This window comes from Veillonella infantium (assembly GCF_002959895.1).
Taxonomy (GTDB): domain Bacteria; phylum Bacillota; class Negativicutes; order Veillonellales; family Veillonellaceae; genus Veillonella; species Veillonella infantium.
In genome coordinates this window covers 1-12,916 of sequence record NZ_PPDD01000006.1, presented here as the reverse complement: position 1 = coordinate 12,916, position 12,916 = coordinate 1, and the positions used below count along the sequence as shown (strand labels likewise).

The following is a 12,916-nucleotide window of genomic DNA, read 5'->3' as shown; positions in this document are numbered from 1 at the left end:
AGAGGGAACTATGAAGGACGTAACAAATGCAATGCGGGCGCATATCTTAACTGCGGCCGTTCCATATATTAAACAATATACAGATCAATACGTTGTCGTTAAATATGGCGGCAATGCTATGATTGATGAAGAATTAAAAAAATCTGTTATGAAGGATTTAATGCTACTTCAATTAGTAGGGGTAAAAGTTGTACTCGTTCATGGCGGTGGACCAGCTATTAATAACACACTAGATGCCATGAAAATTGAATCCCGTTTTGCAAATGGCTTGCGTGTCACAGATGAAGCGACAATGGATGTAGTACAAATGGTATTAGCCGGTAAGGTTAATAAAGGCCTTGTAGCAGACTTAACAGACCTTGGTGGTAAGGCTGTTGGTCTCTGTGGTGTGGATGGTAATATGATTCAAGTTCATAAACAAAATGATGAGCTTGGTTATGTAGGCTCTATCGATACGATTGATACAAGTATTATCGACGATGTTATCAGTAGAGGTTATATTCCTGTCATTTCTTCCATTGGTATGGGGGCTGATGGTAAGACATATAATATCAATGCTGATACGGTAGCCGCAAAAATTGCCGGTGCCCTTAAGGCGGAAACAATGGTGGCTATGACTAACATTGATGGTGTGCTACGTGATGTACATGATCCTAGTTCTCTAATCTCTAAAATCACTATGGCAGAGGCGGATCAATTAAAAGCAGATGGTATTATTGCAGGCGGTATGATTCCTAAAGTAGATTGCTGCTTAGAGGCTATTAAATCTGGTGCCCAAAAGGTATTTATCATCAATGGTGAAATCCCACATGCTATTCTTATCGAGCTATTGACCGATGAAGGTCTTGGCACGATGTTTGTAAAGTAATATAGTAGGTATAGCGATGGTAATCATTTATTACCATCGTTACCTTTCATATAGATAGACGACGGCATGGCCGTACGTTTGGAGGATGTAATGAGTAATACAATCGATTTTGAACAACAAGATAAAGAATATATAGCCAATACGTATGGCCGTTTTAACGTATGTTTTGAAAAAGGTAAAGGTTCTCTTTTATGGGACGTAGATGGCAAAGAATACATTGATCTTGGATCCGGTATTGGTGTAACCGCATTTGGTGTAGATGACGATGAATGGACAGAGGCGGTAACAAAGCAATCTCATGCTTTGAACCATATCTCTAATTTGTACTATTCTTTACCACAAATTGAATTGGCAAAACAACTATGCGCTAAGACAGGTATGAAGAAGGTATTCTTCTCTAACTCTGGTGCAGAGTCTAATGAATGTGCCATCAAAGCAGCTCGTAAATATAGCCATGACAAATACGGTGAAGGTCGTCATGTCATCGTCACCTTGGTTAATAGTTTCCATGGTCGTACTATTACTACCTTGTCTGCTACAGGCCAAGATGTATTCCATCAACATTTCTTCCCATTTACAGAAGGTTTTATTCATACACCTGCTAATGATATTGATGCGGCCTTACAAGCTCTTGATAATCCAGCAGTTTGTGCCATCATGATGGAACCTATTCAAGGTGAAGGTGGTGTTATGCCACTAGATAAAGAGTTCATACAAGCAGTAACAAAATATGCTCATGAACACGATCAACTCGTGTTAATCGATGAAGTACAAACTGGTAATGGCCGTACTGGTAGTCTATACGCATACCAACAATTTGGCATTGACCCAGATGTAGTATCTACTGCAAAAGGTTTAGCAGGTGGCCTTCCTATGGGGGCTACATTATTCAATGAAAAGATGCAATATGTGTTAAATGCTGGTGCACATGCTACAACCTTTGGTGGCAATCCAATCTGTGCGGCAGCAGGCAATACTATCATTAATCGTTTAACACCAGAATTCTTAGATTCTGTAAAAGTAAAAGGAGACTATGTAAAAACTACCTTAGTCGGCAAACCTGGTATTCTAGGTGTGAGCGGCATGGGCCTTATGCTTGGTATTGAAACTACAGTAGATCCAAAAGCAGTCATTGCGAAATGTCTTGAAAAAGGCGTTGTATGCTTGTCTGCAAAAAATAAAGTACGTCTTTTACCAGCTCTTAATATTCCTCAAGACCAATTGGAAAAAGCGATTACCATTGTAGCTGAAGCTATTGCAGAGTTATCTGCAAAATAATTTTAAGGATAACTTTCATAAATATCATTTAAAATAGTTGCGTAACCGTATAATTATTGAAATAAATCGATGAATATATAGACTTTAGTTCTCATTCGTGTTACCCTAGAAGAAACAGTCTATATTGGAGGAGTAAATATGAATACAGAATCCTTACGTAACGAAGTGTTGGTTCCTGCTGTAGCAAAAACATTAGATATTGCTACAAAAGCAAAACCTACAAAAGAAGAGCTTTTCACAACAGCAAAAATCACTGCTGCTGTGGCAGTTGCAACAGCTGTTGTATCCTTGGCGGTACAAGCAGTATTGCGCAACCGATAAGACATAAAGAAAACGACATGGCGCTGCCTGTCGTTTTCTTTTACTTTTACCCTGTTATTCCCCTTGATTATGGGATTTTATAAGGAGGCGATACCATGCATAGTCGCGATTTAATCGAACAATATAAAGGCTACGTTCAAGATTGGCGTAGATATTTTCATAAACATCCAGAGCTGAGCAATGAAGAGTTTGAAACGACAAAGACTCTCGCTAAAGAATTAGAATCTATGGGCGTAGAGGTTCATGTAGATACAGAGCGTGGCATCGGCTTGATTGGTATCATCCACGGTGATAAACCAGGTAAGGCCATCGCATTGCGTGCTGATATTGATGCATTACCTGTTCACGAACATAATACAGTAGACTATAAATCAGAAACTGAAGGCAAAATGCACGCCTGTGGTCACGATGGTCATATGGCTATCTTGCTAGGCGCTGCCAAGATGTTAATGTCTATGAAAGACCGCATCGAAGGCGACGTATATTTAGCCTTTCAACCTGCTGAGGAGACAGGAGCGGGTGCACCAGATTTCATCAAATTTGGTGATTGGTATGATAAGATAGATTCTATCTTTGGCGGTCACGTGTGGATCGACTTACCAGCAGGACTCATATCTGTAGAAGAAGGTCCTCGTATGGCTGCAAGTAGTCAGATTACTATTAATGTAAAAGGCAAACAAGGCCATGGTGCACAGCCACATCAAGCGATTGATGCCATTGTAGTAGCTAGTGCTATCGTCATGAACTTGCAAACCGTAGTATCTCGTAATGTGAGTGCCTTAGATTCTCTTGTACTCACTATTGGTAATATTCACTCTGGATCTGAATGGAATGTTATCCCTGGTGAAGCTAAAATGGGGGGCACTATTCGATTCTTTGACCCAGACCAAGAAGAGTACTATGTTGAATCTATACGACGCGTAGTAGAACATACGGCTGAGGCTTATGGAGCAACTGCTACATTAGAATATATAAAAAAAGTACCGCCTACTATTAATGATCCTGCATCTAGCGAATTGGCGGAACGTGTCGTTATTGATACATTAGGTAAAGACAAGCTTTCTAAAATGCGTAAAGTAATGCCAGGGGAAGATTTTGCATGGTATTTACAAGATAAACCAGGGTGCTTTGCCTTTATTGGTATTCAAAACCCTGAAATAGAGGCTACCTACGATCATCATAATAATAGATTTAATATGGATGATACCGTACTATCTGCTGCATCAGCGGTATATGCTGAATATGCTATTCAGTGGTTACAAGAACATAAATAGTAAGCGTATAAAAGTGCCATATCTTACGGGATATGGTGCTTTTTCATTGTATTTTTATTTATATTTTCCGTATAGTATAGGTATAATATAGGTATAAGTTGGATGTGATGCAAGTATGATACAAGTATTATATAAGTATAATTCAAGTGTAGTACTTGTGATATAAATCCTCTGTAAGTCTAATACATTCTCTATGAGAGGTACTTATGAATATAGTTATATGTCTCATCATAATTGCTATTACAGGCTTTTTATTGATGAAGCGCTACCAGCCACAACCTATTTTGATTGGCTTAGGAATTCTTATGATGTTCATCGCTTATGAGGCGAGCTGGATTGATGCCATATTAGTTGGTGACCAATCCACAGGAGTTCTCATATTTGATGCCATGGATATTGTGCGAATTACTACGTCTGAGAATATAGTAAATTTAGGTCTCATGATTATGACCTGTGCTGGTTATGCAAAATATATGGAGCATATTGGGGCAGGGACGAGATTGGCACATACATTTATACGTCCTTTATATCGTCTAAATCGTCCATATATTGTACTGGCCCTAATGTTTCTTCTTAATATGGGACTGTCTATTTGTGTACCTAATCCGTTGAGTCTTGCACTTCTTATGATGGTTACTATGTATCCCGTATTGCTTCGCCTTGGGGTGAGCCCAGTGGGGGCTGCAGCGGTTATTGCAACGGGGCATCTTATGGACGTAGGGCCTGGTGCGGTATCTACCTTACTCATTGCAAAGACCTTGAATATGCCCGTGCCAAACTATTTTGTAGGCTACCAGTTGCGCCTTTATTTCTTAGTCGCCATTGTGACGGCTATAGCACACTTTTTCTGGCAGAAATATCGTGACCGGGTGGAGGAACCTAAGGCTATAGATGCTTGTGAAAGTATTCCAGAGGCGCCAATAGGGCCTAAGCCGTATATGATATTCCCATTATTGCCATTGTGTTTTATTTTGGGCTTTAGTCAATATGGCTTTCCTGGTGTGAAGATGAATGTTACCCTTGCTATGATGCTTGCCTTTGGTATAGCTCTATTAGCTGAATTAATTCGTCATCGAAATCTGAGAACAGTACTTAAGAGTACAACTATTTTCTTTGAAGGTATGGGGAACCAGTTCTCTTATGCAGTGACACTTATTATAGGGGGACAAATCTTTGCACAAGGACTAGTGAGTTTAGGTCTTATTGAATCCTTGCTTGGGGCACTTCAAACATTATCTCTTAACTCCATAGGACTTACCTCTGTGCTAGGGGGCGGCATGTTAGGCCTTAGCATGGTGACAGGTAGCAATGTAGCGCCATTATTTACTTTGGTTCCACTAGTACCTAATATCGTAGCTCATCTAGGCCTTGATCCGATTACTACTATGCTTGGTATGCAAAACGGTGCAAGCCTAGGCTTATTCCTTAGCCCTATTAGTCCTGTAATGGTTGGCGTAGCAGGCGTGGCACATATAAAATCAGTAGATTTACTTAAACGAACTGCTGTACCTGTTCTTGTAGCATTACTTACAAGTTGTGTGGGGATATGTCTCCTTTACTAACTGTCATCTAAAAGACTAATTAGTTATATTTAACCAGATATACTATATATCGCTTTTTAAGTTTAGTTTAAAATTAGAAAACCCTCTTTACATGTATCATAAAGAGAGTTATTATATTCCAATAATAAATCATATGTAATTAAAATGGTTTCCTGCAAGGATGCAAGTTTTAGCGCTTTGCGGATAAAAAGGGCCTTTCTTCGCCGGACGGTTCTAGAAGCCAGAAAGGATGTAATGAGCGATCAAGTTTCTATTTCAACAGCAAATATTCGTGGTGCCTTTGGAGGGTTCTTTATCCCAGGTATGTATACAGCCTTATGGGCTGGTTTTGTACCATATTTAAAGGCAAAGCTTAGCATTGGTGAAGATGTACTGGGTTCCATGATTTTAGTGCTCGGTGTAGGTTCTTGTTTGTCCATGGCCATAGCTGGTAAGCTAGTAGAGAACTTTGGATGCAAGAAAGTCGTTTTATTAGCTAGCTTTATTGGCATGTTATCTCTTGCTATTGTTACCATGTGCTCTACAATTGCTACGACTACAGCTGCTTTGTTCTTCTTTGGTATAGGTGTAGGTCTTAGTGGTGCGTCTGCCAATTTACAAGCTATCTTGACAGAAAAGGTGAGTAAGAAACACTTAATGGGTGCCTATCACGGTGGATGGAGTTTAGGCGGTTTTGCCGGCGCTGGTGTTTTGCTAGTGCTCTTAAAAATATTATCCTTACCTGTTAATGAAAGTATTTGGGGACTTCTCATCGTATTATTTATTGCCATGGTTGTGATTAGCCAATTTATGTTGACCTTTGGTAGTGATCCAAATGCAAAGGTTGTTAAAAAATCCAAAAGCCCATTATCTTTCCATCCCATTGCTATTATCTTTGGTCTCTTGTCCTTTGTATCCTACTTAGTTGAAGGTGCCGTAGGGGACTGGAGTGCATTATATCTGTTCGAAGATAAAGGTATCGTTATTGAAGAGGCCGTTATGGGCGTTATGCTCTTTAATGGTACTATGTGTATTGGCCGTTTGTTGGGGAATACAATTGGTAAACATTTAACCTCTAAACAAGTTGTCGTTGGTGGGTATTTATTAGGCGCTATTGCAATGGGCCTTATCGTATTCTTACCAGGTTATGGCTCTATGTATACGTATTTATTACTTGGTATTGCCTTAGCTATGGTAGTACCAAACTTGTTCTCTGCCATGGGGGAACAAAATGTAATTCCTATGACACAAGCTGTGGCAACATCTACCATGCTTGGCTATATGGGGATTTTGATGGGGCCAGCATTGATTGGTTTCATTGCTCATGGCACAAGTCTTACAGTAGCATTTATCGTATTGACTGCATTACTTGTAGTAAGTGCAGGTACTGGTAAATACGCTTATATGTTAATGGAAAAATCAAAAGAAGCTGAAGCTTAAATAATAGCCCCAAAGACGAAATGTCTTTGGGGCTATTTTTATTGTACGCCGAATAGGTATGACTAAACCCCCAGTTAAACTGGGGGTCGGTAAAAATTCTTAGAGAAAAGGAAAGAACCTCCTAGTGATAAAATGAAGTTGGTCTGGCAACCACAACATTTCAACATAGGAGGTTCGATGTCAATGAATGACGTAAAAAGCTTATCACATAGTAAATGGAGATGTAAATATCATATTGTTTTTGCTCCAAAGTATAGAAGACAAATAATCTATGGTCGGATAAAAGCTGATGTAGGTAAAATTTTAAGAGATTTATGTAAGAGAAAGAATGTAGAGATTATAGAGGCGGAATGCTGTCCGGATCATATTCATATGCTAGTAACGATACCACCACATTTAAGCGTATCGAGTTTTATGGGATATTTAAAAAGCAAAAGTAGCCTCATGATATTCGATAAACACGCAAATTTAAAATATAAGTATGGAAATAGACATTTCTGGTGTAGAGGATATTATGTGGATACGGTAGGACGATATGAAGGAGCGATAAAAGAGTATATTCGCAATCAACTACAAGAAGATATAGCGCAAGATACATTAAACTTTAAAGAATATACCGACCCGTTTACGGGTGAGCCAGTAAAATAGGCAAAATAAAAGCCCCCGAGTAGGGGGCAGCCAGTGGTAATAGAGTGGTTGTCAGATCATTCAATGCCCTCTTTAGAGGGCCACCACTAGAGAAAGACCCTTATAGGGTCAGAGCAAACCACCCGTTCTACGGGTGGTTATGATTTATGAAATATGGCAATATTATTACGAATATGTTGTAGATCACATTGATTACATACAAAAAAGCCACAGGATTTATCCTGTGGCTTTTACATGTAATATCGTATTAACGGTCCCCGTTGAAGATGGAGTTTTTAACAAGTACATAGTCTACTTTGCGGATTGCTTGTAGAGTAGTACCACCAGCGTAAGAAATAGCGGATTGCAAATCTTGTTCCATTTCAACTAATGTATCAAAGATAGAACCTTTGGAATCGATGAAGATTTTTTTACCTTCTACGTTTTTGCGTTCACCTTTTTGGAACTCAGAAGCAGAACCAAAGTATTCTTTTACTGCTTTGCCGTCAACGATTTTTTCTTCCCCTGGAGATTCTTCATGACCAGCGAATAGGGAACCAATCATAACCATAGTTGCGCCAAAGCGAATAGATTTAGCAATGTCGCCATGATCGCGAATACCGCCGTCAGCGATGATAGGTTTAGTAGCTGCTTTTGCGCACCAGCGAACAGCAGCCAATTGCCAACCACCAGTACCAAAGCCAGTTTTTAATTTAGTGATACAAACTTTACCAGGACCGATACCAACTTTAGTTGCATCTGCACCAGCATTTTCAAGTTCACGAACTGCTTCTGGTGTACCTACGTTACCAGCGATAACGAAAGTTCCAGGCAAGTTCTTTTTGATGTATTGAATCATATCGATTACTGCATTGGAATGACCGTGAGCAATATCGATTGTGATGTATTCAGGTGTTAAATTTGCTTTTTTGAATTCGTCAACTAAAGCAAATTCTTCTGGTTTTACACCAATGGAAATAGAAGAATATAAGTTAAGGTCGTGCATGCGTTTTACAAAGTCCATACGACGTTCTGGTTGGAAACGATGCATGATATAGAAATAACCTTCACGAGCTAATTTTTCTGCCAATTCTTCGTCGATAATAGTTTGCATATTTGCAGGAACTACCGGCAAGCGGAATGTGCGATTACCTAATTTAACGTGTGTATCACATTCGCTACGGCTAGTTACGATACATTTATTAGGAATTAATTGCACGTCTTCATAATCAAAGATGTTCGTTGTGTTAATCATATTTTCTATATCTCCTTCGAGTATTACATATTGAACCTGTACCATTATACAAGAGACGCGTAAAATTTTCAATACGTTCCGAATATTTTGTTTGGTGTCATGTGAGAACTGTAGTACAATACAAGTAGGATGTATAAATAAAACTACAGTTTTAAAAGTTATACTAAAGAGGAGGTCGATTGAAATGGACCAGTCAAAAACACGCATGCTTGCTGAAGCTGGCGTAGCAATTGCTATTGCACAAGTATTGTCATTTATCACGATTTTCCACATGCCACAAGGTGGCTCTATTAAAGCAGCAGCTTTAGTACCGCTCATGATTTATGCGTATCGATGGGGCGGAACAAGAGGTATCTTTACAGGTGTTGTATATGGTATTTTACATTTTATCTTAGGTTTTAAATCATCGATTCACTATTTAAGTATTATTTTAGATTACTTGGTAGCATATGGTGCTATCGGTGTTTGCGGTTACTTCAAGGATTCTATTTCTGGACTTATCTCAGGATCCATTGTGGCCATTGTATTCCGCTGGGCTGCTTCTGTTATGAGTGGTGTAGTTGTCTTTGCTAGTTATGCTCCGCAAGGACAAAATCCATGGATTTACTCCATGATTTATAATGCATCTTATATGGTGCCAGATGGAATTTTAAATATAGTAGTTTTATTATTCTTATACCAAGGTGTTAAACGAGGTTTAGGGCGTCGTGGATAATTTAGGTTTAATCATTTTAGCTGGTGGTCTTAGTACTAGGATGGGGGAGCCTAAGGCTTTATTGCCTTGGGTTAATGGTGAAAGTCTCATATCCCATGCCCTCCGCAAGGGGCTTGAAGCAGATGTACATGATATTTTGATTTCTGTTGGGGATGATGAACAATTAGGTCATGCCATTCAGACACATATCTTAGATACTTTATCGAACGATGAAAAAGAAAAAATTTCTATTGTTCGGGATTCTGTTGAGCGATGTGGCCCTCTAGGTGGGCTATATAGTGCCTTATCAGTAGGACAGAGTGCAGCCTACGCTGTGATGGCAGTAGATATGCCATTCATGGATATGGATCTGTATTACGACTGGTTATATCAAGTGGATTGTAATACTTGGAATGCCATTGTCCCAAGGGGAAATGCTGGTAAGCTAGAACCTATGGCAGGGATTTATAGACCACATATTGTATCGTTACTTTCATCTATTCTAGCTGGTGATGATGTTTCCTTGCATCATGCCATTGATACTATTGGTCATGTTGAAAGTATCGATGCCAGTGATTATAGCTGGGAGTTAAGTAATGTAAATCATTTTGATGATTACCAATGGGCTCGTGCTTTAGCAGAAAATGAGTTTCGTCGAGTTCCACTTATCAGTGTAGTAGCATCAAAACGTAAAACTGGTAAGACTACAGTTGTAACTCGCCTTGTATCTGAATTACAACAAGCGGGATTTTCTGTTGGCGTTGTAAAGAGTGATAAACATGGATTTCAAATGGATCATGAAGGAACCGATACAGACCTTTCCTATAAAGCTGGAGCTGATGCAGTAGCTATTGCAGGACCTAATGAAACAGCGATTCGAATTCGCACGAAGGAACAGTCAAATCTGTATGAAATATCACAGTTTATGCCTGTCGATATAGTTATACTAGAAACAAGGTCCCAAGGAATTGCGCCTATTATAGAGGTTACCCAAGAGGGACATACGGAAGAGCTTATCTCGGATGCAACGGACCGAGTAGCTACAATTGAAATTAGCAAGTTAGACCAAGACATACCTCAATTGGTATGTCACATACAGGAAATGATGAGGAGTTTACATGGCCGTCGTTACTGTTGAGGAGGCCCTTCGATTATGGGATGAGGCCTTACAAACACAAGTTCATAAAGTAGAAACCATTGATGTTAAGACTGCTAAAGGATATGTGTTAGCAGATGATATTATTGCCCCTACAGATGTACCAGCCTTCCCTAAATCTGCCATGGATGGGTATGCCATTACTTTCAAAGCAGATTGTAATGAGTATATTGTTGACGGTATTATAGGTGCTGGTGTTGTATGGGAACATCCTGTTGAATCTGGACATGCAGTACGTATTATGACTGGTGCGCCCGTACCAGATACATGTGATACCGTTATTATGCAAGAACAGGTGGTTGGTTCCGGAGAACCAGGCACAACAATTACTATTCAAGGTAACTATAAATGTGGTGATCATATCATCCCGCAAGGCGAGGAATGTAGTGCTGGAACTACTGTGATTCCACGTGGTACAGAGGTAACCTCTACAGTACAAACTATTTTGACTGGTCTAGGGTTTACTGAAATAACTGTAAATGCGATGCCTCGGGTGTTAGTTCTTACATCAGGACATGAGGTGATTGAGCCTGGTGAAAGTTTAACACCTGGCAAGATTTATAACTCTAATCGAGCTATGATATGCGGCTTGTTGGAGGATTTAGGTTTTCATAAGATAACGCATTATCATGTGAGTGATGCTCCAGAGGAACTAGAGTCTGAAATTAATCATGTGTTACAGCTCAGTGAAGATGCTGATATTATCATTAGCTCTGGCGGTGTATCCGTAGGGCTGTTTGATACAATGCCTCTTATTTATGAAAAATTAGGCGCTAAATCTATTTATGCGCGCATTCAAATGCGGCCTGGTGCAGCATCTTATGGTGCTGTAACGCCTAAAGGTCAAATTATTTTTGGCCTATCTGGTAATCCAGGGGCTGCGTTTAACGGTTGGCATCTAATCGTAGCACCGACCTTAAAACGCTATAAAGGGTTGGCAAACTGGACTACACCAGTCGTGGCCTGCGTAATGGATTCAGAGATTTTTAAGCGTAATGCCTTTGATCGGTACGTACAAGGTAAAGTCATATTTGGTGGTGGGGTCCCACGCTTTGTGGCTAACCGCCATTTTAATAGTAGCAGTATGTTAGGCCTCTATACGGTGAATGCATTGGCATGTATTCCTCGTGGTATACATGAGGTGCGCCCTGGTGATACCTTTAATGTGTATTTGTTAGGCCTATTACCAGCCATTTAAAATATATAAGATTAACAGCTTTAGATAATCAACATCTTAATAATTAAGCATATTTAATATCTGTCATATTTACCGATATTGATACATAACAAGACGAGGTCTCTGTAGAGGCCTCGTCTGTTTGTTTATATAAAATACATTCAATTCTGTTGCTGCAGTTACTGAAATTTAATCTCAGTCAAATTATAATAAAGTCAACGAAAGGATAATCCTTTTAGTTACATCAATTGAGGTTTGACAAAATTTATTTTAATCTACTTTTTAATTATCTTTGCCATTATATAGTTATATAAGGAGTGATTTTTATGAGTAAGACTTTCACAAAAAATATCCCTGTTAACGAAATTTTACATCTAGGAGATCGTTTAGAGTATAAAGAAGGGCAAGTGATTAGTATTACGATTGCCCAAAATGAACGCCTCAGTATTACCTTATTTGCGTTGCCAAAGGGAGAAGAAATCTCTACACATGTAACTGTAGGTGACGCGATTGTGCAAATCCTCGATGGGGAGGCGCACATCGTCGTTGGCGATGTTGAACATAATGTGAAAGCTGGAGAAACATTGATTATGCCATCTGAAGTGCCACATAGCCTTGATGCTCGCGAAAACTTCAAGATGCTGTTGACCGTAGTTAAATAAATATATCATAATGAATGCATCCCTTGGATTTCTAGGGGATGCATTTTTTGCTGTACGCCGAATAGGCATGACTAAACCCCCAGTTAAACTGGGGGTCGGTAAAAATTCTTAGAGAAAAGGAAAGAACCTCCTAGTGATAAAATGAAGTTGGTCTGGCAACCACAACATTTTAATATAGGAGGTTCAATGTCAATGAATGACGTAAAAAGCTTATCACATAGTAAATGGAGATGTAAATATCATATTGTTTTTGCTCCGAAGTATAGAAGACAAATAATTTATGGTCGGATAAAAGCTGATGTAGGTAAAATTTTAAGAGATTTATGTAAGAGAAAAAATGTAGAGATTATAGAGGCGGAATGCTGTCCGGATCATATTCATATGTTAGTAACGATACCACCACATTTAAGCGTATCGAGTTTTATGGGATATTTAAAAAGTAAAAGTAGCCTCATGATATTCGATAAACACGCAAATTTAAAATATAAGTATGGAAATAGACATTTCTGGTGTAGAGGATATTATGTGGATACGGTAGGACGATATGAAGGAGCGATAAAAGAGTATATTCGCAATCAACTACAAGAGGATATAGCGCAAGATACATTAAACTTTAAAGAATA

At 39.1% G+C, this 12,916-nt stretch carries 13 protein-coding genes; 12 read left to right on the top strand and 1 reads right to left on the bottom strand.

Features of this window, described 5'->3' with window-relative positions; all coding sequences use genetic code 11:
* Nucleotides 1–10 precede the first annotated feature (10 nt).
* From argB to tnpA (VCHSUH03_RS03165), 7 genes are all read left to right on the top strand, one after another.
* Entirely contained in the window at nt 11–868 is an 858-nt protein-coding gene (argB, locus tag VCHSUH03_RS03195) for an acetylglutamate kinase (RefSeq protein ID WP_105086299.1), read from the top strand.
* Between the two features lie 90 nt (nt 869–958).
* A complete protein-coding gene (locus VCHSUH03_RS03190) occupies nt 959–2,146 on the top strand; it encodes an aspartate aminotransferase family protein (protein WP_105086298.1) in 1,188 nt (395 codons plus the stop codon).
* A gap of 138 nt (nt 2,147–2,284) precedes the next feature.
* Nucleotides 2,285–2,467 (top strand): hypothetical protein, encoded by a 183-nt coding sequence (locus tag VCHSUH03_RS03185; RefSeq protein WP_005385822.1) that lies wholly within the window; start codon nt 2,285–2,287, stop codon nt 2,465–2,467.
* Nucleotides 2,468–2,562: 95 nt separating this feature from the next.
* Nucleotides 2,563–3,741, top strand: coding sequence for a M20 metallopeptidase family protein (locus VCHSUH03_RS03180; RefSeq protein ID WP_105086297.1), 1,179 nt, complete (start codon nt 2,563–2,565; stop codon nt 3,739–3,741).
* A 206-nt stretch (nt 3,742–3,947) separates the two neighbouring features.
* Nucleotides 3,948–5,303 carry a C4-dicarboxylate transporter DcuC gene (gene dcuC, locus VCHSUH03_RS03175; protein WP_105086296.1) on the top strand — a complete coding sequence of 452 codons (1,356 nt, stop codon included), beginning with the start codon at nt 3,948–3,950 and terminating at the stop codon, nt 5,301–5,303.
* Between the two features lie 234 nt (nt 5,304–5,537).
* Nucleotides 5,538–6,722 (top strand): MFS transporter, encoded by a 1,185-nt coding sequence (locus tag VCHSUH03_RS03170; protein WP_105086295.1) that lies wholly within the window; start codon nt 5,538–5,540, stop codon nt 6,720–6,722.
* A gap of 183 nt (nt 6,723–6,905) precedes the next feature.
* Nucleotides 6,906–7,370, top strand: coding sequence for an IS200/IS605 family transposase (gene tnpA, locus VCHSUH03_RS03165; protein WP_038125930.1), 465 nt, complete (start codon nt 6,906–6,908; stop codon nt 7,368–7,370).
* 247 nt (nt 7,371–7,617) lie between these two features.
* Here tnpA (VCHSUH03_RS03165) and VCHSUH03_RS03160 read toward each other — a convergent pair whose 3' ends face one another.
* Nucleotides 7,618–8,604, bottom strand: a complete 987-nt coding sequence (locus VCHSUH03_RS03160; protein ID WP_039969037.1) for a GMP reductase — start codon at nt 8,602–8,604, stop codon at nt 7,618–7,620.
* A 184-nt stretch (nt 8,605–8,788) separates the two neighbouring features.
* Here VCHSUH03_RS03160 and thiT point away from each other — a divergent pair, with 184 nt between their 5' ends.
* From thiT to tnpA (VCHSUH03_RS03135), 5 genes are all read left to right on the top strand, one after another.
* Nucleotides 8,789–9,319 carry an energy-coupled thiamine transporter ThiT gene (gene thiT / locus VCHSUH03_RS03155; protein ID WP_105086294.1) on the top strand — a complete coding sequence of 177 codons (531 nt, stop codon included), beginning with the start codon at nt 8,789–8,791 and terminating at the stop codon, nt 9,317–9,319.
* A complete protein-coding gene (gene mobB / locus VCHSUH03_RS03150) occupies nt 9,312–10,436 on the top strand; it encodes a molybdopterin-guanine dinucleotide biosynthesis protein B (protein WP_105086293.1) in 1,125 nt (374 codons plus the stop codon). Before thiT ends, mobB begins: the two co-directional genes overlap by 8 nt.
* A complete protein-coding gene (locus VCHSUH03_RS03145; protein WP_105086292.1) occupies nt 10,417–11,652 on the top strand; it encodes a molybdopterin molybdotransferase MoeA in 1,236 nt (411 codons plus the stop codon). Before mobB ends, VCHSUH03_RS03145 begins: the two co-directional genes overlap by 20 nt.
* Before the next feature lie 305 nt (nt 11,653–11,957).
* Nucleotides 11,958–12,293, top strand: coding sequence for a cupin domain-containing protein (locus VCHSUH03_RS03140; RefSeq protein WP_105086291.1), 336 nt, complete (start codon nt 11,958–11,960; stop codon nt 12,291–12,293).
* Between the two features lie 192 nt (nt 12,294–12,485).
* The coding region (tnpA, locus tag VCHSUH03_RS03135; RefSeq protein WP_105094076.1) for an IS200/IS605 family transposase at nt 12,486–12,916 on the top strand (431 nt) is incomplete at its 3' end.